A 20,454-nucleotide genomic window follows, 5' to 3' on the forward strand; every position below is an offset into this window, starting at 1 on the left:
GGCCGGGGTCACGGGGTGCTCCCCGCCAGCCACTTCCACCACTGCCGGGTCGAGCGCACCGGCCCGATCCGCTTGCAGAAGCCGCGCTTCTGGAGGTCGCCGTAGATCTCCTGGGCCGCGACCTGCAGGCCCAGGAAGGTGTCGACACCGGGGAAGTAGCCGCCCAGCGTGGTCGCGCCCGAGGCGTAGACCGCGCCGCCGCCGGACTGGGTGCCGATCAGCTCGAAGTTGCGGTCGACGTTGAGCCGGCCGACCGGGTTGCGGCTCGCGCCGCCGTGCTCGAGGAGGTCCTTGAGCAGCCGGTGCTCGGCGATGTCGGCCTCAAGGCCGGTGCAGTCGATGACGAAGTCGACCTCGACGGGCACGACGCCCTGAGCGGTGCGGACCTGGTTGACGATCCGCTCCCCGCTGGGCTGCATGGCGTCGACGGTGCCCACCACACAGGTGTACCAGCCTTCGGCCCGGCCCTGGTTCATCTGGCGCTGCCAGCTCTTGCGCCAGGGGGTGTTGGTGCCGCCCATCCGCTTGTAGAGCTCGGCGCGCTGCTCGCCGTCGAGCTTGCGGACCTGGGCCTTGAGCTGGCCGCCCCACACCGACTTCGGGTAGTTGAAGCCCTGGTAGGCCCACCCGTTGCCGCCGCGCCGGCGCATCGTCACCCGGGTCTTGCCGCCGCCGGGACGCGGGTCGCCCTCGTTGCCGTAGCCGTCGTTGGTGCCGTTGATGTAGGTCCGGAACAGGTGGACGATGTTGGTCTGCGCGCCGTGCTTCTCGCGGTCGTCCATCAGCCGCTGCAGGATGCGCGAGGCGACGATGCCGCCGCCGCGCACCAGCACGGTGCTGGGGGTCTGGACCAGGCGCTCGTAGACGTGCTCGTGCGCCTCGTAGGCGTTGACGATGTGGCGGTAGTCGTTGTTCTCGGTGCGGTAGGTCTGGAGCTCGGGCAGGAACTTCAGGCCCGGGTAGCCCACCGCGATGTGCACGTACTGCGACCGGAAGGCCACGCGCTTGGTGGCCGAGGCGCCCTCGGGCGGGGTGAGGATCGTGAAGTAGCCGCCGCCGTAGCGGCGCCGCACGATGCGCACCAGGCCCTTGACCAGCATCTCGTCGTACCCGATGCGCTTGGACTCGCGCTCGAGCTGCTCGAAGACGTTGCCGGCCTTGGGCGTGTAGTAGTCGGCGAAGATCGGCTCGGTGAACAGGCCCCAGAGCACCTTGAGGTCGAACTTCTTCATGCCCTCGGCGAAGCCGTAGGACGGGAAGCCCCAGATGTTGTCGGGCCGCGAGGCCGAGTCGGAGCGGATCCGCTCGGGGCGCGGCACCTGGGAGACCCGGGTCAGGTACTCGTAGGTCTGCCACGGGAAGTCGAGCGTGCTGAGCACCCGCATCTGCGAGGTGGGCACGCCAGCGATCCGCAGGTAGTCGACCGTGACGAACGAGCCGATGCCGCCACCGACGGTGACGAACGGGATGTCGACGATCGGGATGCCGGCCGCTGCGACGAGCTCGTCGGTCCAGAAGTCCGTCTGCAGCATCTGGTCGGTGAGGTCACCCGTGATCGCCTGCGCGGGCAGGTACGTCGACGGGTCGGTGGTGGGCACCACGGATGCTGCAGAGGGGTCGATCAACGTTCCTCCTAAGTCGTGGAATGCGTCCGAGACGCTACACCGCGTACCCCCTGGTCCGCTGCCCGAATCCCGGAGATCGCTGCTGGTCGAGACCGGTGAAATTGCCTGGTTTCGGGGTTCCCGCCCGGTGGCACCGTGACATGCTGGAGGTCGCGCCACACCACCCGGAGGATCACGTGCAGGGAATCGCTGACTACGAGTTCGTGCGCCCGCTGGGCGAGTCGAACTACGGCACCAACTACCTTGCCAAGGCCCCTGCCCGGTTGGGGATCCCGGCTGCCGAGGTCGTGGTCAAGGTGATCGCCGGGCCGACCTCCGACGACGCCTTCCGCCGCGCCACGCGCGAGCTCAAGCACTTCAGCGTCGCCGACTCCGACCGTCTCGTCGCCGTCTACGACGCCGGGCGCCACGGCGGAGCGTTCTACTACGCGATGGAATTCCTGCCCCAGGGATCGCTGGAGCGGCCGCAGGTCCAGCTCGGCACCGGTGCCCGGGTGGCCGCCGTGCGCGACGCGGCGCTGGCGGCCCACGCGCTGCACGAGCGCGGCATCGCGCACCGCGACATCAAGCCCGCCAACATCCTGCTCGCCGAGGACGGCGGCCGGCTCGCCGACCTCGGCCTGTCCCAGCTGCTCTCCCCGGGCATGGTGACCACAGGTCTAGGCCAGATCGGCCTGGAGTTCACCGATCCCGCGATCATGCTGGGCGCCCAGGCCTCGCGGGCCAGCGACATCTGGTCGCTCGGCGCCTCGCTCCACTTCGCGATCACCGGCAAGGGCGTCTACGGCGAGCTGCGCGGCACCGAGCCGCTGCTGCTGGTGCGCTCGATCCTGGCCTCCCAGCCGACCCTGTCCACCGACCTGCCGGCCTCGGCGACCGCCCTGATCGCGGCCTGCCTCGATGCCGACGTCGCCGCGCGACCGCGGACCGCGGCCGAGGTCGCCGACCGGGCCTCCGGCCTGGTCACCGAGCTCGGCGCGGCCGTCTGACGATGCCGATGGAGCTCCACGACGCGCTGCGCGAGCTGGTCACCGTCCACGGCCGCTCGATCTTCGACGACGCCTCCGGCTTCCGCGGCGTCCTCGACGACGTGCTCGCCGAGGACCAGGCCAGCACCGGCGACATCAACCTGCTCGTCGACGCGGTCCGCTTCGACACCCTCGCCCCGCTGGTCGCGATGATCGACGGCGGTGCCGACGCGGCCCGCGCCGTCGAGGAGGCCGGTCTCCGGCTGGCCCGCAACCGCGGGGGCGCCGACCAGGCCGCCGCGAGCTGGGCGTCGGCCGTGCTGGGCTACGCCGTCGGCAAGGTGCCCGAGGCCGTCGTGCAGCGCTACCGCTCGGGCCGGCCCGCCTCGCCCGAGCTGCCGCCGCCGACCGCCCCGCCCGTCCGGCCCCCGGTCGCCTCGCCGGCGGCTCCGCCGCTGCCGCCGACCGCCTGGCCGCAGCCGGCCGCGCCCCCGCAGCAGCAGTACGCCGTGCCGTCGTACCAGCCGCCCGCCGCCTTCAGCGCCCCGCCCGCCCCGCGCAAGAGCCGGACCGGCGTGTGGATCGCGGCCGCCGTGGCCGGGGTGGTCCTGGTCGCCGGCGGCGTCACGGCCGTCGTCCTCGCCGCGGGCGGCGACGACGGGCCCAGCGCCAAGAAGGACCCGACGGGCAGCACGTCCGACGACGGGCCCAAGGTCGACGTCGCGCCGGCCGCCATCGACGGTCGTTACAACGCGCTCTCGGCCAAGATGACCGAGGGGGCCTCGGGCTGCAAGGCCGAGGAGCCCGGCGCCGGTCAGGCCGAGGTCGTCCAGTGCGCGATCAGCACCGGCACCCTGCGTCTCGTCACCTATGCCGACGACAGTGCCCTCACCGCGGCGCGCAGCACCCGCCTCGACTACAGCGCCGGCACGCTGACCGCCGACAACGGCGCGACCGCCCTCTACGAGCTGGACCCCGAGCGGGCGGGCACCAGCGACCCGGCCGTCGTCTACTGGGACAGCAAGGGCAGCCTGCAGTCGGCGACCCTGACCGGTGCCTCCGGCGCGGGCGTCGACGACCTCGTCAAGCACTACACCGCCACGGTGCCGCGGGTCTCGGAGCCGACGAGCCCCGCCGACGCGACGCTGCGCGAGTTCATCGCCATCAACATGGACGTCGCCACCTGCGCTCGCCAGCGCACGTTCTTCACCGGCGAGACCGAGGAGAGCAAGTGCGAGTCCGGCGTCGACGGCGTCGCCGTCAACGTCGGGCGCTTCGAGACCCGCAAGGACCTGCGCGAGGACCGCAAGTACTACAAGAAGAAGTACGACGAGGCGGCCAAGAAGGGCAACGGCGGCACCTGGCGCTTCGGCAAGGGCGACGCCGAGGGCGCCTACTACGCCTATGTCGAGGACGGCACCGCGACGCTCTACTGGGACTGGAACAAGGACGAGTGCAACTGCTACGGCATCGCCTGGCACTTCCAGGGCGACCTGGCCAAGCTCGAGAAGTGGTGGCCCAGCGACGACTGAGCCGCCGCGGGCCGCTCAGGCCTCGGGAGCGCGGGGCAGCTCGACGGTCTCGTCCGGGACCGGCATCGTGTCGGCGAGGTCGGGCCGGCTGATCCCGGCGACGTCCGAGCGCACCAGCAGCGCCATCGTCGTGTCGTCCCCGCCGATCTCGGCGGGCTCGGCCAGCCACACCGGCAGCTGCTCGCGCACCCAGCCCAGACCGCGGTCGCGGATGAACTCGACGAGCTGCTCGCCCGTCTGGCGCCACCACCCGTCGGCGTCGACGCGGGAGCGGCCGAAGCCGTCGGTGCACAAGAAGACCAGCGCGACCGCGTCGCCGCCGGCCGCGCTCACCGCGACGCGCAGCGCGTCGAGGGGATGCGGTTGGCACAGCGAGGTGGTGTGCAGCCCGTCGAGGTCGGGGTCCTCGGGCAGCGGCCGCGAGGCTACGCCGTCGGCCGAGACGAGCACCGAGTCGCCGTCGCCGATCTGGACGAACGCGACCAGGTCGGGCGTCGCGGCGGCCGCGAGGATCGTCGAGCCGTAGGCGCGCAGCGGGTCGGCCGCGGCCCCGAGCTCCTCCTCGGCGGGGGAGTAGGGGTTGGCCGCGAGGTGGTGCTCGACCTTCGCGGTCCAGGTGGCGACCAGCGCCGCCCCCGCCCGTCGTACGGCGTCGCGGGCGGCGTCGTGGTCGGCGGCCCGCAGCTCGGGGAGGATCCGGCGCAGCTCCTCGACCGCGCTGATCACGGCCAGCGCGGCGCCGGTGTCGCTGCGGAAGTGCAGCCGGTGCCCGTGCCCGTCGGCGACCGCGACGACCGCGTGGCCCAGCGCGTGGTCGTTCCAGGTCAGCACCGCGTCCTGGATCGGCAGCTGGTCGCGCACGTGCACCGACCCGATGTGGGTGTCGGCGAGCGTGGTCCAGGTGGGCCCGACGTCGGCCGGCCGGTCGATCTCGGGGCGCCGCCCGTCGAACGGGGGCTGGGTCATCCGAGGGTGCTCCAGATCGGGTCACCGATCGGGCTCGGGGGCGCGGCGCTCACCCCGGTGGTCGGGCCGACCACGGGGCGTGAGGCGACCTTGCTGGCCGCCTTGGAGGCCCAGACGATGTACTCGACGAGCTGCTCGGGGTTGTCCGCGCGCAGCAGCGGCACGTCCTCGTCGCCGACGAAGCGGCGCATCGAGTGCATGTCGGCGTCGCGGCCGACGCCGAGCGCCAGCCGGACCGCGGTCGCGCCCCACCGGTTGTTGAGCAGGGCCTGGAGGCCCTCGGCGAAGGTGACGCCGCTGCTCTGGGTGGGCCGGCCGTCGGAGACCAGGATGATCGCGGGCGGGAAGGCGCTCTTGGTCTCGTCGAGGTGGTCGAGCGCACCGGCGAGCGTCTGGAGCGCGCTGCCGAGCTCGGTGAAGCCGCGCGGCACCGCCTCGAGGCGCTTCCAGTGGATCTGGTCGACGGGGGTCGGCTCCTCGATGATCCACTGCGGCTCGTTGGCGAAGGCCAGCACCCGGATGAGCAGCTCGGCGTGCGGGTTGGCGCGCGCCTCGTCCTTGAGGTGGGGGAGGACCTCGGTGATGGCGTTGTTGAGCGCCTGGATGCGCCCGCCGCGCAGCATCGAGCCCGAGACGTCGAGCACGAAGATGAAGTGCAGGGGCTTGCGCGCCAGGGCGCCACCGAGCCGATCGCTCATCACGGCCCTCTCTCTCGTCGCAGTGGGAGTCGTCAGGTTTCAACTATCCCCGTTCTGACGAGGTTATAGCCTGTCACGCAGGTTCGGAGTCCAGAAGACGGAGGTCAGGCAGCCCCATGGTGCTGGCAGAGGGTGTCGAGGTGGACCTCGGACCGTTGGGACGCGCCCGGGTGACGTCGCTCCTGGGGCAGGGCGGGCAGGGCTACGTCTTCGAGGTACGCCGCGAGTCCGGGGAGCCGCTGGCACTGAAGTGGTACAAGCCGGAGAGCGCCACCGCCCAGCAGTACGACGAGATGCAGCAGCTCGTCGAGATCGGCTCGCCGCACGAGCGCTTCCTCTGGCCGCTGAGCATGGCGCGGGTCGGCACCGAGCCGAGCTTCGGCTACGTGATGCACCTGCGCCACCAGCGCTTCCTCGAGCTGAGCTTCCTGCTCCTCAACGCCGACCGCGAGGGCCGTCCGCTCGACGTCTCGTTCGCCTCGATCATCGAGCTGTGCCGCCAGCTGAGCTACAGCTTCCTGCGGCTCCACGCCCGCGGCCTGTGCTACCGCGACATCTCCTTCGGCAACGTGTTCTTCGACCCGGCCAACGGCGACGTCCTCATCTGCGACAACGACAACGTCGGCATCGACAACGGCACCGGCCGGGTGCTCGGCACGCCCTACTTCATGGCGCCCGAGGTCGTGCGCGACACGACCTACCGCACGCTGCCCAACACCGACACCGACCGGCACTCGCTGGCGGTGCTGCTGTTCTACGCGCTCTTCCTCGGCCACCCCCTCGAGGGCGCGCGCACCGACACCGGGATGCGCGACGCCCACTGGCTGATGACCCACTTCGGCACCGAGCCGCGGTTCTGCATGCACCCGGCCCATGCCGACAACCGGCCGGCCCAGATCGTCCAGCAGTACTGGAACATCTATCCCCAGTTCCTGCGCGACCTGTTCGTCCAGGCGTTCGGTGACGGCCTCGACAACCCGGGTGCCCGGGTCACCGAGGGTCAGTGGATCAAGGCCATGGACCGGCTCCGCGACGGCATGCTCGCCTGCCCGACCTGCGGCACGACCAACTTCTGGAGCCCCGGTGAGGACGCCGTGACCTGCTGGCAGGACCGCACGCAGGTGCGGCCGCCGTACCTGCTCTCGATCGGGCGGCGCACGCTGGCGGTCGGTCCCCAGACCACGATCCGCTCCGACCACCTGACCTCCGGCATCGACCACCCCACGGTCCTGGCCGACGTACGCCGGCACCCGTCGGCGCCCGACCGCTGGGGCCTGCACAACGCCTCCGACTTCTCCTGGCCGGTCGCCTACCCCGGCGGGCAGAACTTCCTGCTCGAGCCCGACCGCACGATCGAGCTGGTCGAGGGTGCCCGGATCCAGATCCGCGACGCGACGGTGCAGGTGCGCCGTCCGGCGGCGCCGGCTCCGGGCCTAGGGTGAACCGCATGGCAGGTCTGGTGGTCGAGGTCGAGGGTCGCGTCCTCCGCCTCGAGGGGAAGCCCGTCTACCGAATCGGACGCGCGATCGAGGCCGACGTCGTGCTCACCGCCGGCTCGGTCTCGCGCCAGCACGCCGAGCTGCACGCCTCCGACTTCGGCTGGGTGCTCGTCGACCAGGGCAGCCAGTTCGGCACCTACGTCGAGGGCGAGCGGATCACCGAGTACCCCGTCGAGACCCGGATCGAGGTCCGCTGCGGCCCGCCCGCGGCCGGCGCCAGCCTGGTGATCGTCCCGGCGGCCGAGTACGACATCGCCGCCGCCACGCCGCGCACGCCGGCCGAGGTGCCGGTCGAGGTGCCGGTCGAGCCGCCCGTGCTCCGCGACGAGCCGACCCGCCCGCCGGCCTTCGCGCCGCCTCCGCCGCCGCCCCCAACGCGCCCCCGCCGCCCCCGGGCGCCCGTCCTGCCGCGGCCCCGGGCCTCCCGCCGGCCATCGCGGGCAACGACGCCACCCAGGTCCTGGCGATGCCCCAGCGCCCCGCCGGCGCCCCCGGCCCGGCCGGACCGGTGCCCCCGCGCAGCGGCCCCGACCTGCTCGTCGTCGCCGAGGGCCGCGAGCACCGCTTCCGGCACCCGATGCAGATCACCGTCGGGCGCCGCAGCGACTGCACGGTCGTCATCGGCGACCCCGCCTGCTCGCGCGTGCACGGCCGGATCGACCCGGTCCCCGGCGGCTGGACCTACACCAACCTGTCCAACGAGGGCACCTTCGACGACGGCCGCCGGGTCACCACGCGCGCCTTCGACGAGCGGCTCGCCCTGCGCCTGGGCCACCCGGTGGCGGGCCCCGAGCTCGCGCTCGTCCCGATCCTGTCCGCGGCCGAGGAGGAGCGCCGGATCGCCCGGCGCCGCCTGGGCAAGCGCCTGGTGATCATCGGCGCGATCGCCGCCGCCCTCGCCCTCGTCCTCGTCGCCGGCATCGGTACGACGGCCTGGCTGCTCGGTCGCGACGACCCGGCCGGCGGCGGCGGCCGCGCCGACCGCGGCGCGGCGCTCGACGCGGCCAAGGCCGCCACGGTCAAGATCACCGCCGACAGCCACCTGCTCGACGACCCGAGCCGGATCGGCACCTACCACGGCTCCGGCTCGATCATCCGCTCCGACGGCCTGATCCTGACCAACGCCCACGTCGCCGCGCCCGAGGCGCCCGGCCTGACCGACAAGTACGGCTCGGCCGAGCGGATCGCGAACCCCGACTACCTGCTCATCTCGCTCACCGACGGCATGACCGACACCAACGCCCCCGCGGCCTACCGCGCCCGCGTGGTCGAGGCCGACGGCAACCTCGACGTCGCCGTCGTCCAGATCTACGCCGACGCCCAGGGCAACGACCTGACCGGCAAGCTCGACCTGCCCACGGTCCCGATCGGCAGCTCCGGCGACCTGCGCGCCGGCGACAGCGTCACCGTGCTCGGCTTCCCGGCCGTGGCCGGCTCGGGCGAGTCGATCACCGTGACCACCGGCGTCATCTCGACCGTGCTCAACGATCCCGAGCTGGGCCCGCGCTCCGAGCTCGACACCGACGCCCGGATCGCGCCCGGCAACTCCGGCGGCATGGCGATCAACAGCGAGGGCGAGCTGATCGGCATCCCGACCTCGCTCTTCGCCGACCAGGGCTCGACCGTCACCAGCGGCCGGATCCGCTCGATCGACGTCGTCAAGGACCTGATCGCCAAGGCCGAGGACGAGACCCGCTAGCTCGCCTTCTTGGCGGTCTTCTTGGCCGCGGCCTTCTTCGTCGTCGTCTTCTTGGCGGCCGCCTTCTTCGCCGGAGCCTTCTTCGCGGCGGTCTTCTTCGCGGGGGCCTTCTTGGCGGCCGGCTTCTCGTCGGACTCGCCACGCGAGGTCTTGGCCGCCTCGACCGAGCGCTGCAGCGCGGCCAGCAGGTCGACCACCTCGCCCCCGGTCTTGGTGGAGGTCTCGGTGCGCTGCACCTCGCCGCCGTCGATCTTGGCCTTGACCACCGCCTGCACGGCCTCGGCGTAGTCGTCCTCGAACTCGTCGGGGTCGAAGTCACCCGACAGCGTCTCGACGAGCATCTGGGCCATCTTGACCTCGGCGTCCTTGACCTCGCCGGCCTCGACGCTGAAGTCGGGCGTGCGGATCTCGTCGGGCCACATCATCGTCTGGAGCACGATCACGTCGTCGCGCACCCGCAGCACCGCCGTGGTCACCCGCTGGCGCAGCGCGACGGTCACGACAGCCATCCGGTCGGCCTCGAGCAGCGCCTGGCGCAGCAGCGCGTAGGGCTTGGCGCCGGTCTTCTCCGGCTCCAGGTAGTAGGACTTCTCGAACAGCAGCGGGTCGATCTGGTCGCTCGGCACGAACTTCTCGACCGCGATCTCGCGCGAGGACGTCATCGGCAGGTTCGCCATGTCGTCCTCGGTGAGGACGACCATCTCGCCGTCCTCGGTCTCGTAGCCCTTGGCGATGTCGGAGTAGGGGACCTCCTCGCCGTCGATCGCGCAGACCCGCTGGTACTTGATCCGGCCGCCGTCCTTGGCGTGGACCTGCCGGAACGAGACGTCGTGGCTCTCGGTCGCGCTGTAGAGCTTGACCGGGACGCTGACGAGGCCGAACGAGACGGCACCCTTCCAGATCGCACGCATGGGGCTCAGCCTACGCTGCGCGGCCGACAGCGCGTCCTGACACGATGGACCCGTGGAGCAGCGCATCGGCATCGTCGGCGGCGGGATCGTGGGCCTGGCGGTCGCCCGGGAGCTGCTCCGCCGCCGCCCGGGAGCCGAGGTGACGGTCCTCGAGAAGGAGGACCGCGTCGGCGCCCACCAGACCGGACACAACTCCGGCGTGGTCCACGCCGGCATCTACTACCGCCCCGGGAGCCTCAAGGCCGAGCTGTGCACCCGCGGGCGCGACCTGCTCCGCGACTACTGCGCCGAGCACGCCCTCCCGTACGACGAGTGCGGCAAGGTCGTCGTCGCCGTCGCGGCCGCCGAGCTCGGCCGCTTCGACGCGCTCGAGCGCACCGCCCGCGACAACGGCGTCCCCGGCCTGCGCCGGCTCGACCCGGCCGCGCTGCGCGAGGTCGAGCCGTACGCCGCCGGGCTCGCCGCGCTCCACTCGCCCCGGACCGCGATCACCGACTACGTCGCGGTCGCCGAGCAGCTCGCCCGCGAGATCACCGCGGCCGGCGGCCGGGTGCTGCTGAGCACCCCGGTCACCGCGATCGACCGGGTCACCGGGGGAGTCCGCCTCCGCGCGGGTGCCGGCTCGCACCACGTCGACCGCGTCGTGCTCTGCGGCGGCCTCCAGTCCGACCGTCTCGGCCGGCTCGCCGGTGGCGGTGCGGAGCCGCGGATCCTGCCCTTCCGCGGGGAGTACCTCGCCGTCGTACCGGCGAAGCAGGAGCTCGTGCGCGGCATGGTCTATCCCGTCCCCGACCCGCGCTACCCCTTCCTCGGCGTCCACTTCACCCGCCGCGTCGACGGCTCGCTCGAGGTCGGCCCCAACGCCGTCCTCGCCCCGCACCGCGACGCCTACCGCCGCTCGTCGGTGAGCGCGCGCGACCTCGCCGACACCGTCGCCTGGCCGGGCTTCTGGCACCTCGCGGCCCGGCACTGGCGCACCGGCGTGCGCGAGGTCCGCGGCTCGCTGTCGGTGCGCGCCTACCTGCGCGACGCCCAGCGCTACGTCCCGGCGATCGGCGTCGCCGACGTGCACCGCCGCGGCTTCGGCATCCGCGCCCAGGCCGTGGAGCGCGACGGCACCCTGGTCGACGACTTCCGCATCGAGCACGCCGACGGCGTCACCAGCGTCCGCAACGCGCCGTCGCCCGCGGCGACGTCGAGCCTGGCCATCGCCGAGCACGTCGTCGACCGGATCCCGGCATGATGGGTGCCGTGCCCGACCTGCTGCCCATGCTCGCGACGCCGGGCACGCACGTGCCGCTCGGCGAGGAGTGGTGCCACGAGGTCAAGTGGGACGGCGTCCGCGCGCTCGGCTTCGTCGAGGGCGGCACCGTCACCCTGACCAGCCGCAACGGCAACCGGATCACCCCCGCCTGGCCCGAGCTGCAGACCCCGCCGCCCGGCGTGCGCGACCTGGTCGTCGACGGCGAGATCATCGCCCTCAACGAGCGCGGAGTCCCCGACTTCCGGGTGATCGCCGACCGGATGCACGTCCGCAAGCCCGCCACCGTGGCCCGGCTCGCCGCGAGCATCCCGGCCACCTACATGGTCTTCGACCTGCTCCGCCTCGACGGCGAGGACCTCTGCCCGCTGCCGCTCCACGAGCGCCGCCGGCGGCTGGCCGGGCTCGACCTGGCGGTCGCCGGCTGGCAGGTCCCCGCCGAGTACGACGACGGCCCGATGCTCCACGACGCCACCCGGGCCCAGGGGCTCGAGGGCATCGTGAGCAAGCGCCGCGACTCGGCGTACCGGCCGGGGGAGCGGAGCCACCACTGGCTCAAGCTCGCCCACCGGCACCGCGGCTCCTACGTGATCGGCGGCTGGCGTCCCCAGGTCGGCACGAGCGAGCGGCTCGCCGCCGTCCTCGTGGGGGAGCCGACCGCCGACGGGCTGCACTACCGCGGCCGGGTCGGCAGCGGCATCGGTCCCAAGCAGTCCCGGGCGCTCGCCGAGCTGCTCGCCCCGCTCACCCGCACGGCCAACCCGTTCGTCGGCGAGGTGCCCCGCGAGGACGCCGCCGGCACGACCTGGGTCGAGCCGGTCGTCGTGATCGACGTCGACACCCACGGCGTCGGCTACGAGCGGCTCCGGCAGCCGTCGTACCAGGGCGTGCGCACCGACCTCACCGCCGAGGACCTCTGATGCCCAAGAAGAGCGACCACCCCCAGAGCGAGGTCCACGTCGACGTCGAGGGCCGCACGATGCGGCTGACCAACCTCGAGAAGGTCCTCTACCCGAGCACCGGCACCACCAAGGGCGAGGTGCTCGACTACTACGTCCGGGTCGCGCCCGTCCTGCTCCCGCACCTGGCCGGGCGCCCGGTGACCCGGATCCGCTGGCCGCACGGCGTCGGCGACATGAGCTTCTTCGAGAAGAACGCGCCCGCCGGCACCCCGAGCTGGGTGCGCACCGCCGAGGTGCCGACCACCGGCAGCCGCGGGCCGAGCCGGCACGGCGACACCCTGGTGTTCCCGATCATCGACCAGCTGCCGACCCTGGTCTGGGCGGTCAACCTGGCCGCGCTCGAGCTGCACGTGCACCAGTGGACCGTCGACGACGACGGCGACCCGGTCGGCGCCGACCGGATCGTGATCGACCTCGACCCCGGCGAGCCCGCCGGCCTGCACGAGTGCTGCCAGGTCGCGCTACTCGTGCGCGACGCCCTCGCCGAGCGCGGTTACGACGCCCTGCCGGTCACCAGCGGCAGCAAGGGCCTGCACCTCTACGCCCCGCTCGCCGAGCCGCTGGCGTCCTCCGAGACCAGCGAGATCGCCCGGGAGATCGCCGAGGAGCTCGCCGCGGCCCACCCCCAGCAGCTCACCGCGACGATGACCAAGGCGCGGCGCCGGGGCAAGGTCTTCCTCGACTGGTCCCAGAACGCCGGCTCCAAGACCACCGTGGCGCCGTACTCGCTGCGGGGCACGACGCGCCCTCAGGTCGCCACCCCGATCGACTGGGACGAGGTGGCCGCCGGCGCCGAGGACCCGCTCGGGCTCGACCAGTTCAGCCCGGCCCAGGTGCTCGCCCGCGTCGAGGAGTACGGCGACCTGTTCAGCTGATCCGGCGGCGCATGGCGTAGACGTCGAACTCGGTGACGACCCCCGCCGGGTCGCCGCCGGTGCCGACCGCGTGCGCGACCTCGTCGGGCGCGACCGCGTGGTCGGCCTCGTCGAGCGTGGCGTCGATGAGCAGCTGGAACTCCGGGGAGGGGTGGCTGACCCGCTGCCCGGTGGCCTCGATCCGCCAGCCCGCCCGGCCCATCTCGTTGAACAGGCCCATCAGCGTCGTGTTCTTCTCGGCCGCGAATCCCTCGAAGCCCTCACCGGACTCGACCAGGTAGACGGGCCGGGTGACCGTGAGCGCGGCGGCGTCGTACAGCGGCACCCACAGGCGCGCGTACTCGTAGCTCCGCTCGGCGCTCACCCAGCCAGTGTAGGACTCCGGGCCGACCTCGGGTGCGCTACGCCGAGCGCAGCGGCCGCACGGCGGAGGGATCGACCACGTTGTCGAGGTCGATCCCGGCGCCCAGGACCTGTCCGTTGGCCACGATCCCGGGCGCGTCGACGACGTCGGCGACGATCACCGTGACGTTGTCGCGGCTGCCGGCGTCGAGCGCCGCGCGGACGATCCGGTCGGTGGCCATGCTGCGGGCGTCGAGCCCGAGCAGCATCTGGAGCGCGGCCGCCGAGAGCACGTCGGTGACGCCGTCGCTGCACAGCAGGAGCCGGTCGCCGGGCTGGAGCGCGAGCATCAGGATGTCGGGCTCGGGGACCTCGTCGGCGTCGATCGCGTGCATCACCACGTGGCGGTACGGCGACGCGGCCGCCTCCGCCTCGGTGATCCGGCCGGCGTCGAGCATCTCCTGGACCAGCGTCTGGTCGTGGCTGAGCTGGGTGAGCTCGCCCGCGCGCAGGAGGTAGGCCCGCGAGTCGCCGACCTGGGCCAGGGCGCTGTGCACCCCGTCGGTCAGGACGGCGGTCAGGGTGGTCGCCATGCCCGTGCGGTGCGGGTCGGCGGCGACCCCCGCGACGAGCTGGGCGTGCGCCTCGCGGGCCGCCAGGGCGAGCAGCCGGCCGGGCTCGTGGCCGGGATGGGCGAGCGCCCGCGCGCTCACGACGTACGTCGTCGTGGCCGACGCGATCTCACCGGCCGCCGCGCCGCCGACGCCGTCGGCCACGCAGAGCAGGTAGGGCCCGGCGAAGCCGGAGTCCTCATTGTTCGTCCGCACGCGGCCGGTGTCGCTGCGTGCGTCGAAGCGGAATTGGAGCACGACGCTCACCTCCCTGGTCCTGCTTGTTCAACGCCGGGGAGGGGCGTCGTAGTTCCCTCAGCTGCGGAAGCCGACCTGCCCCGCGGTGCTCCGGCCGATCTCGACGTAGGCGAGCTTGGCGGCGGCGACGACGGTGACCTTGCCCTTGGTGTCGGTCAGCGTGAGCACGCCGTCACCGGAGGAGAGGGCCTCCTTGACCTGCGCGGCGATCGACTCGTTGGACTCGTCGGTCTCGATGACGAGCTCGCGGGCGGTCTGCTGGACACCGATCTTGACCTCGACGGTCATGGTCACACTCCTGGTTCGTGGGGACGGCGCAAGCCAAGCCTAGTCATTGAGCGGGTAGCCGCGGATGCCGCGCCAGGCCAGTCCCGCCACCAGTGCCGTGGCCTGGTCACGGGTCAGGTCCGCGAGACCGCTCTCGGCCTCGGTGAGCCAGAACCGCGCGCTGACCTGGGCCATTCCCACCAGCGAGACGGCGAGCAGCTGCGAGGCCGACGAGGGCAGCCCGGTGTCGTCCTTGATCACCGAGGCGATCATCGCGGCGCACTCGGTGGTGACCCGGTCGACGTGGCCGCGCACCGCGGGCTCGTTGGTGAGGTCGGACTCGAAGACCAGGCGGAAGGCGCCGGTGTCGTGGCCGACGTAGGCGTAGAAGGCGTCGATCGCGGCCGCCACGCGCTGCTTGTTGTCCTGGGTGGACTCGAGCGCCTCGCGGCAGTTGGCGATGATCGAGTCGCACGCGGCGTCGAGGATCGCCAGGTAGAGCTCGAGCTTGCCGGGGAAGTGCTGGTAGAGCACCGGCTTGGACACACCCGCGCGCTCGGCGATGTCGTCCATCGCCGCCGCGTGGTAGCCCTGTGCGACGAAGACCTCGAGCGCGGCGGCCAGCAGCTGCGCACGTCGCTCGCGGCGGGGCAGGCGCACACCGCGCGGTCGCGTCTCGTCCAGGTCGAACTGCTCGGTCACCACGTCCGTGAGCCTACTCGCTGGTAGGGCGTCGGCCACGCACCGGGCGCCGGTCCAATGGGCGGGACGTGGTGACCGAGCCTTGGACGGCCCAGGGACCATGGAGGGACCAGGGAACATCCGGCCGCGTCCGCAGCGTTGGCCCTGGACCGACCCGCATCCCGAACATCAGTACGAGGAGTACGCCGTGAGCTTTCCCGCGCTCGTCGAGCCGGCCGCTGAGCTGACCATCGACGAGGTCCGCCGCTACAGCCGTCACCTGATCATCCCCGACGTCGCGATGGACGGCCAGAAGCGCCTCAAGAACGCCAAGGTCCTCGTCATCGGCGCCGGCGGTCTCGGCAGCCCGGCGCTGCTCTACCTGGCCGCCGCGGGCGTCGGCACGCTCGGCATCGCCGAGTTCGACGAGGTCGACGAGTCCAACCTGCAGCGCCAGGTCATCCACGGGATGTCCGACCTCGGCAAGTCCAAGGGCCTCTCGGCCAAGGAGTCGATCCTCGAGATCAACCCCCTGGTCAACGTGATCCTCCACGAGACCCGCCTCGACAACGACAACGTGCTCGAGGTCTTCAAGGGCTACGACCTCATCGTCGACGGCACCGACAACTTCGCCACGCGCTACATGGTCAACGACGCGGCGTACTTCCTCGGGATCCCCTACGTGTGGGGCTCGATCTACCGCTTCGACGGCCAGGCGTCGGTCTTCGCGCCCACCATGGCCGACGACGCCCCCTGCTACCGCTGCCTCTACCCCGAGCCCCCGCCGCCGGGCATGGTCCCCTCGTGCGCCGAGGGCGGCGTGCTGGGTGTCCTGTGCGCGTCCATCGGCTCGATCCAGGTCAACGAGGCCATCAAGCTGCTCATCGGCGCCGGCGAGCCCGCCATCGGCAAGCTCGTCATCTACGACGCCCTCGAGCTCGAGTGGCGCAAGCTCAAGGTCCGCAAGGACCCCAACTGCGCGCTGTGCGGCGAGAACCCGACCGTCACCGGCCTGATCGACTACGACGCCTTCTGCGGCGCGATCTCCGAGGAGGCCGCCGACGCCGCCGTCGACGCCACCATCTCGGTGACCCAGCTCGCCTCCATGATCAAGGAGAAGGAGGAGGGCAGCCGCGACTTCGTCCTCGTCGACGTGCGCGAGCCCGCCGAGGCCGAGATCAACCACATCCCCGGCGCGGTCCTCATCCCCAAGGGCGACTTCCTCAACGGCACCGCCCTCGGTCAGCTGCCGCCGGTCGACTCCGGCAAGCAGGTCGTCCTGCACTGCAAGAGCGGCGTGCGGTCCGCGGAGTGCCTGGCGATCGTCAAGGGTGCCGGCTACGACGACGCGGTCCACGTGGGCGGCGGCGTGGTGGCCTGGGTCAACCAGATCGACCCCAGCCAGCCGTCGTACTGAGCCGACGGAGCGACCCCTTGCCGTAACCGCGACGCCACGTCGTCGTTGGTCCTGGCAACGCGGCTTCGGCCGCTCGCACCGATCGGAACCATGCGTTCACCGCACCGAGGGAGCACCTGAGAGCCCCGTCCTCACGGATGGGGCTCTCGGCGTCTCCGGGCCCGGCCTGGCACGATCGCGCCATGGACGAGGGGTACGTCGAGCGGGTGCTCGACCTGGTCGAGCAGATCCCGCCCGGGCGGGTGACGACCTACGGCGCGATCGCGGAGGTCGCCGGAGGAGGACCCCGTCAGGTGGGGTCGGTGATGGCGCGCTACGGCGCTCCGGTGCCGTGGTGGCGCGTCGTGCGTGCCGACGGCACGCTCCCACCCAGCCACGACGACCAGGCGCGCGCGGAGTACCTCGCCGAGGGGACGCCGCTGCGCAACGGCAGCGGCGCCCTCGACATGCGCCGGGCCTTCTGGGACCCGGCGACGGGGGACTAGCTCAGCTCAGATCAGCTCAGCGCCGCGATGGCGGCGTCGTAGTCCGGCTCGGTCGCGATCTCGGGGACCAGCTCGGAGTGCAGCACGGTGCCGTCGGCGTCGACCACGACGACCGAGCGGGCGAACAGGCCGGCGAGCTTTCCGTCGGCCATCTTGACGCCGTAGTCCTCACCGAAGGACGAGCGGAAGCCCGACGCGGTCTGGACGTTGTCGATGCCCTCGGCGCCGCAGAACCGGCCCAGCGCGGGCGGCAGGTCCTGGGAGACGTTGATGACGGTGGTGTTGTCGAGGCCGGCGGCGAGCTCGTTGAACTTGCGCACGCTGGCCGCGCAGACGCCGGTGTCGATGCTCGGGAAGATGTTGAGGACCGCGCGCTGGCCCTCGGGCAGGGCGATCGCGCTGAAGTCGGCGCCGGCCAGCTCGAAGGTCGGGGCGGACGTGCCGACGGCGGGGAGGTCGCCGACGGTCTGGACGGGGTTCCCCCCGAGTGCAGTGGTAGCCATGCCTCTTTGTCTAGCAGGTCGCCCGAGGGCGCCCGTCACCGGAGCCGCCCCAAGAACCCGACGGCCTGGCGCACCTCCAGCAGCCGGCGCTCCCAGGTGATGCCGACGACGGTGAGCAGCGCGCCGGCCAGGCCGATCCAGACCCACTTGGGGAAGTCGCCCGCGTAGGGCCCGATCTCGCGCAGGACGACGATCGCGCCGACGGTCGCGCCGGTGACCAGCGGGGCGCTCCAGCGCAGGGCGGCACCCGCCACGGTGAGCGCCAGGCAGGCCGCGCCGAGGACGAGCGCGCGCAGCGAGACCGGGTCGCCCAGCACCCACAGCAGCGACGGGACGGTGCCGACGAGCAGCCCGGGGAGCAGTGCCTCGGCGGTGCCGACGGAGGGGGAGCGCTGCATCCGCCACAGCCCGAGGGCGACCAGGCCCGCGGCGAGCGGCAGCGTGTACGGCTCCGGCGCGTGCACGTCGAGGTCGGCGAGCCGGACCCACGAGGCGAGCACCAGCAGGACGACGCCGCCGATCGCGCACCAGCGGCGCGACTCGTGGAGCAGCGCGGTCGCGCACACGATGAAGCCGGCGACGGTCAGCCACAGCGAGGTGTAGCCGCCCGGGTCCGCGGTCGCGACCAGCGAGACCGGGAAGGTGACGATCGCGGCGCCGATCGCGGCCGCCTCGACCTCGACCCGGGGGAGCGCGAGCGCCAGCCGGCCGACCGCGAGCAGGACCGGGATGGCGACCCAGGCGGTGCCGCCACCGGCGACGTGGACGCCGGCCGCGGTGGCGAGCGCCAGGAGCGGGACGGCGGCGAGGCCGCCGACCAGACGGCGGCCGGCGTCGCGGCCGAGGACCGCGAGGGCGAGCATCGCGGCGCTGAGCGCGCCGGCGAGGGCGAGCGTGAGGGTCGCGCTGGGGGTGGCGGTCAGGGCGGCCCCGCCGGCCACTGTCGCGGCGGCCGCGGCGAGGACACCGGCCCGGGGGCCGCTGGCGCTCAGCGCGAGGCCGGCCGCCCCGATCGCGGTCAGCGCGAGGACGCCGGCGGGCAGGGCCAGCGCGACGTCGTACGACGCGAGGGTGGTGGCCGCGCCCAGGCCGACGGTGAGACCGGCGACCTCGGCCCACACCCGCGGCGCGTTGCGGCCGCGGTCGGGGGTGAGCAGCACGAGGCAGGCGAGCACGACGAGCAGCGAGGGGACGAGCAGGAGCGGCTCGGTGAACGGCTCCGGGCCGTCCAGCCGGACGCCCACCGGGTGCTCGAAGCCCTGCGCGATCCGGCTCCAGCGGTCCAGCGCGGTGCCCGAGGTGCCCGCGGCGAGCCCGGCGAGGATCAGCGCACCCATGCCCGCCGGAGCGATCGCGACGACCCGGAAGGATCGGGGGAGCAGGGCGAGCGCGAGCACCCACACCGTGGTCGCCGCGAGGGCGATCAGCCCGACGGTCCGGGCGCCGTCGTCGGCCCAGGGGAGCGTCACGATCCCGGTCACGACCAGCGCGGCGCCGCTGGCCCCGGCGAGGAGCGTCTCGTGGTGGCGGGCGACCAGACCGGGGACGAGCAGCAGCCCGGCGGTGACGAGCAGCGACCAGCCGGTGCCCTCGATCCACAGCTCGCGCAGGGTCGGCTCGTCGAGTGCGAGGAGCAGGCCGCCGGTCCCGGTGCTCAGCCAGACCAGGCCGCTCGCGGCGGCCGCCGACCACAGCAGCGCGGGCGTGCGCTGAAGCCGGCCGACGAGGACCGCGCCGATGCCGACGGCGGTGAGCGCGTGGCCGGTGACGAGGTGGTGGTCGGTGGCGACCATCGCGCCGCCGTAGGCGACGACGAGGGCGATGCCCGCGATCACCTGCGGGGCGACCAGTCGCGGCTGTGCGCCGACGCGCAGCAGGCCGAGGGCGATGCCCGCGACGAGCGTCACCAGACCGGCCACGCACGCGACGGTGCCGTCGGCGGTGTCGCCGAACCACCCGGCGGCACCGGCGCCGACGACGTCGAGGGCGAGCATGCCGAGTGCGACGACGACCAGGGACTCCCCGGCGATGCGCAGCCCGATCCGGTGCAGGAGCAGGGCCGACGTACCGGCGGCGAGGGTGAAGCCGGCCAGGACCGCCGTACGGCCGCCGACGCCGAGCGTGGACCAGGAGACCGCGAGGAAGATGATCGCCGCGACCAGCAGGCAGAAGGCGCCGAGGCCGAGCAGGATCTTCGGCACCGACGCGAACGCGACGCCGCTGTGCGCTGCCGCCGGGGGCGGCGGGGGCGTGGCCGCGGCGCCCGGTCCGGCCGGGTACGGCGGGAGCGGCGGCGGAGGCGCCGGGATCGAGGTCGACCGCTTCGGCTCGACCGGCTGTCCCGGCGGCACCAGCGGTCCGCCGAGGGCGGACACGGCGACCGGCCGGGCGCCAGTGGTGGCCGCGCGGTGGGTGTCGCTCGCGCGGCGCAGCTCGGCCAGCAGGGTGTCGGCCCGGCCCAGCGTGCCGAAGAGGTCGACCGCCAGGGAATGGCGGACCAGCAGGTCGCAGGTCGGGCAGACGCGGACGCCGACCGGCAGGTCGGCGCGGCAGTCGGGACAGAGCGTCGGGTCGGCGTAGCGCATGGATCCATCTCCTCACGCGCCGCGGGGCCCCGGCATCGCGCGGGAACTCAGGTCCCCTGAGTACCCGCACTCAGGTCGGGAAGGTTCTCCACAGGCCGTCCCCAATTTTGGGGAGGAGGTCGGCGTTCCTGTGGACGACCTCCCGCGTGTCTGTGGACGACACGCCGAAGATCGGTGGATGACGAGAAACCCCCGAAAAACTTGGTGGAAACCCCTTGCGACAGGGTCGTGGACGGGCGTAGAACTTCTCCCACGCACTCCTCCGGGAGAGCGGGATCAGCCGGAAGGCGACGATCCAGCCGGCCAGGC

20 protein-coding genes and 1 pseudogene are annotated in these 20,454 nt (G+C 72.9%); 10 read left to right on the plus strand and 11 right to left on the minus strand.

Features of this window, described 5'->3' with window-relative positions; genetic code table 11:
• Positions 1-8 precede the first annotated feature (8 nt).
• Positions 9-1,625: a hypothetical protein gene (locus tag M0M48_RS04220; RefSeq protein ID WP_257759307.1), complete on the minus strand. Its 1,617-nt coding sequence runs from the start codon at positions 1,623-1,625 to the stop codon at positions 9-11.
• A 176-nt stretch (positions 1,626-1,801) separates the two neighbouring features.
• Here M0M48_RS04220 and M0M48_RS04225 point away from each other — a divergent pair, with 176 nt between their 5' ends.
• Both M0M48_RS04225 and M0M48_RS04230 read left to right on the plus strand, forming a co-directional pair.
• The gene (locus tag M0M48_RS04225; protein ID WP_215815554.1) at positions 1,802-2,614 is read left to right on the plus strand and encodes a protein kinase domain-containing protein; all 813 of its coding nucleotides are present in this window, start codon (positions 1,802-1,804) and stop codon (positions 2,612-2,614) included.
• Between the two features lie 8 nt (positions 2,615-2,622).
• A complete protein-coding gene (locus tag M0M48_RS04230) occupies positions 2,623-4,125 on the plus strand; it encodes a hypothetical protein (RefSeq protein ID WP_257754506.1) in 1,503 nt (500 codons plus the stop codon).
• A gap of 15 nt (positions 4,126-4,140) precedes the next feature.
• On the opposite strand, the gene M0M48_RS04235 is transcribed toward M0M48_RS04230, so the two are convergent.
• Together M0M48_RS04235 and M0M48_RS04240 are read right to left on the minus strand one after the other, a co-directional pair.
• Entirely contained in the window at positions 4,141-5,091 is a 951-nt protein-coding gene (locus M0M48_RS04235) for a protein phosphatase 2C domain-containing protein (RefSeq protein WP_257750187.1), read from the minus strand.
• Entirely contained in the window at positions 5,088-5,789 is a 702-nt protein-coding gene (locus tag M0M48_RS04240) for a vWA domain-containing protein (RefSeq protein ID WP_215815551.1), read from the minus strand. Before M0M48_RS04240 ends, M0M48_RS04235 begins: the two co-directional genes overlap by 4 nt.
• 116 nt (positions 5,790-5,905) lie before the next feature.
• On the opposite strand from M0M48_RS04240, the gene M0M48_RS04245 reads away from it, so the two are divergent.
• Positions 5,906-7,231: a protein kinase domain-containing protein gene (locus M0M48_RS04245; RefSeq protein ID WP_252373365.1), complete on the plus strand. Its 1,326-nt coding sequence runs from the start codon at positions 5,906-5,908 to the stop codon at positions 7,229-7,231.
• Positions 7,232-7,236: 5 nt separating this feature from the next.
• Positions 7,237-7,413 (plus strand): annotated as a pseudogene (locus tag M0M48_RS04250) (FHA domain-containing protein); the annotation flags it as partial.
• A gap of 11 nt (positions 7,414-7,424) precedes the next feature.
• Here M0M48_RS04250 and M0M48_RS04255 read toward each other — a convergent pair.
• Positions 7,425-7,562: a hypothetical protein gene (locus M0M48_RS04255; protein ID WP_257759361.1), complete on the minus strand. Its 138-nt coding sequence runs from the start codon at positions 7,560-7,562 to the stop codon at positions 7,425-7,427.
• A 192-nt stretch (positions 7,563-7,754) separates the two neighbouring features.
• On the opposite strand from M0M48_RS04255, the gene M0M48_RS04260 reads away from it, so the two are divergent.
• A complete protein-coding gene (locus M0M48_RS04260; RefSeq protein ID WP_257759308.1) occupies positions 7,755-8,987 on the plus strand; it encodes a trypsin-like peptidase domain-containing protein in 1,233 nt (410 codons plus the stop codon).
• Here M0M48_RS04260 and ku read toward each other — a convergent pair.
• A complete protein-coding gene (gene ku / locus M0M48_RS04265; protein WP_215815548.1) occupies positions 8,984-9,898 on the minus strand; it encodes a non-homologous end joining protein Ku in 915 nt (304 codons plus the stop codon). The two genes, M0M48_RS04260 and ku, sit on opposite strands and share 4 nt — an antisense overlap.
• Before the next feature lie 52 nt (positions 9,899-9,950).
• On the opposite strand from ku, the gene lhgO reads away from it, so the two are divergent.
• Genes lhgO through ligD (M0M48_RS04280) form a run of 3 tightly spaced genes read left to right on the plus strand, consistent with a single transcriptional unit; the run spans position 9,951 to position 12,996 of the window.
• Entirely contained in the window at positions 9,951-11,141 is a 1,191-nt protein-coding gene (lhgO, locus tag M0M48_RS04270) for an L-2-hydroxyglutarate oxidase (protein WP_257750189.1), read from the plus strand.
• 8 nt (positions 11,142-11,149) lie between these two features.
• Positions 11,150-12,079 carry a non-homologous end-joining DNA ligase gene (gene ligD, locus M0M48_RS04275; RefSeq protein ID WP_374197014.1) on the plus strand — a complete coding sequence of 310 codons (930 nt, stop codon included), beginning with the start codon at positions 11,150-11,152 and terminating at the stop codon, positions 12,077-12,079.
• Positions 12,079-12,996, plus strand: coding sequence for a non-homologous end-joining DNA ligase (gene ligD, locus M0M48_RS04280; RefSeq protein ID WP_257750190.1), 918 nt, complete (start codon positions 12,079-12,081; stop codon positions 12,994-12,996). Before ligD (M0M48_RS04275) ends, ligD (M0M48_RS04280) begins: the two co-directional genes overlap by 1 nt.
• Here the strand turns inward: ligD (M0M48_RS04280) and M0M48_RS04285 are convergent.
• Genes M0M48_RS04285 through M0M48_RS04300 form a run of 4 tightly spaced genes read right to left on the minus strand, consistent with a single transcriptional unit; the run spans position 12,989 to position 15,179 of the window.
• Complete coding sequence (locus M0M48_RS04285) at positions 12,989-13,360, minus strand: hypothetical protein (RefSeq protein ID WP_215815545.1); 372 nt, start codon at positions 13,358-13,360, stop codon at positions 12,989-12,991. The genes ligD (M0M48_RS04280) and M0M48_RS04285 overlap by 8 nt on opposite strands.
• A 37-nt stretch (positions 13,361-13,397) precedes the next feature.
• Positions 13,398-14,216: a PP2C family protein-serine/threonine phosphatase gene (locus M0M48_RS04290; RefSeq protein WP_257750191.1), complete on the minus strand. Its 819-nt coding sequence runs from the start codon at positions 14,214-14,216 to the stop codon at positions 13,398-13,400.
• Positions 14,217-14,264: 48 nt separating this feature from the next.
• Complete coding sequence (locus M0M48_RS04295; RefSeq protein ID WP_215815543.1) at positions 14,265-14,495, minus strand: DUF3107 domain-containing protein; 231 nt, start codon at positions 14,493-14,495, stop codon at positions 14,265-14,267.
• Between the two features lie 39 nt (positions 14,496-14,534).
• A complete protein-coding gene (locus tag M0M48_RS04300) occupies positions 14,535-15,179 on the minus strand; it encodes a TetR/AcrR family transcriptional regulator (RefSeq protein ID WP_257750192.1) in 645 nt (214 codons plus the stop codon).
• Positions 15,180-15,363: 184 nt separating this feature from the next.
• Between M0M48_RS04300 and moeZ the strand changes: the two genes are divergently transcribed.
• A complete protein-coding gene (gene moeZ / locus M0M48_RS04305) occupies positions 15,364-16,572 on the plus strand; it encodes an adenylyltransferase/sulfurtransferase MoeZ (protein ID WP_257750193.1) in 1,209 nt (402 codons plus the stop codon).
• A gap of 182 nt (positions 16,573-16,754) precedes the next feature.
• Positions 16,755-17,057 carry an MGMT family protein gene (locus M0M48_RS04310; RefSeq protein WP_215815540.1) on the plus strand — a complete coding sequence of 101 codons (303 nt, stop codon included), beginning with the start codon at positions 16,755-16,757 and terminating at the stop codon, positions 17,055-17,057.
• Positions 17,058-17,068: 11 nt separating this feature from the next.
• Here the strand turns inward: M0M48_RS04310 and tpx are convergent, their stop codons facing one another.
• Both tpx and M0M48_RS04320 read right to left on the minus strand, forming a co-directional pair.
• Positions 17,069-17,560 carry a thiol peroxidase gene (tpx, locus tag M0M48_RS04315; protein ID WP_215815539.1) on the minus strand — a complete coding sequence of 164 codons (492 nt, stop codon included), beginning with the start codon at positions 17,558-17,560 and terminating at the stop codon, positions 17,069-17,071.
• A gap of 35 nt (positions 17,561-17,595) precedes the next feature.
• Positions 17,596-20,145 carry an SCO7613 C-terminal domain-containing membrane protein gene (locus tag M0M48_RS04320; RefSeq protein ID WP_257750194.1) on the minus strand — a complete coding sequence of 850 codons (2,550 nt, stop codon included), beginning with the start codon at positions 20,143-20,145 and terminating at the stop codon, positions 17,596-17,598.
• Between the last annotated feature and the right edge of the window lie 309 nt (positions 20,146-20,454).

The sequence above is a fragment of the Pimelobacter simplex genome (assembly GCF_024662235.1).
GTDB lineage: Bacteria > Actinomycetota > Actinomycetes > Propionibacteriales > Nocardioidaceae > Nocardioides.